This is a genomic window from Acinetobacter sp. IRS14 (genome assembly GCF_034650275.1).
Lineage (GTDB): Bacteria > Pseudomonadota > Gammaproteobacteria > Pseudomonadales > Moraxellaceae > Acinetobacter > Acinetobacter oleivorans.
The window spans coordinates 1-693 of sequence record NZ_JAOVFN010000062.1 but is presented as its reverse complement, the minus strand read 5'-3'; the positions used below and the strand labels follow the sequence as shown (position 1 = coordinate 693).

The following is a 693-nucleotide window of genomic DNA, read 5'->3' as shown; positions in this document are numbered from 1 at the left end:
TAAGCAAGCACTACTACAACCAGAATAATTTACCGAAAGAATTACAACAGCAACTTGAGCGCTTATTACCAAAAGACAAACTCAAGGCAGCCCAGTTCGACACTCAAAACCCTGAGCAGCGCCACTTTACTGAACTCAATGTCGTTCGACGTAACATTAAAGCTGTGCCTGAATATAATCCGCTAGAGCACCGACCAGCCGCTCACCCGCAGCGCGCTAGAGTAGTGGGGTTGGAAGGCGAAAGCATTCATGTCGACCAGTGGGGACGTATAAAAGTCCGTTTCTTGTTTACCCGAACTGACGACCATAGTCATGACGGTGGAGCAGGAAGTAACGACAATGACACCGACTCAGCTTGGGTCGATGTGCTGACCCCGTGGGCAGGTGCGGGTTATGGTGCACGCTTCCTGCCACGTGTCGGTGAAATCGTTGTCATCGACTTCTTTGATGGCAACATTGACCGTCCATTTGTGGTGGGACGTATTCATGAAGCTGAACGCCATCCAACCCAGTTTGACCAGAAAGGCCAACTACCTGACACTAAAAAGCTCAGTGGTATTCGTTCCGAAGAAGTCGACGGCAAAGGCTTTAACCAACTCCGTTTTGATGACACCACAGGACAAATCAGTGCCCAACTGCAAAGTAGCCATGCAGCAAGCCAGCTCAACTTGGGTAACTTAAGCCATCCAAAAG

1 protein-coding gene is annotated in these 693 nt (G+C 49.5%); it reads left to right on the top strand.

Features of this window, described 5'->3' with window-relative positions; genetic code table 11:
* Positions 1-693, top strand: a 693-nt coding sequence (vgrG, locus tag ODQ17_RS19265; RefSeq protein ID WP_322905632.1) for a type VI secretion system Vgr family protein, incomplete at both ends; no start/stop codon positions are given.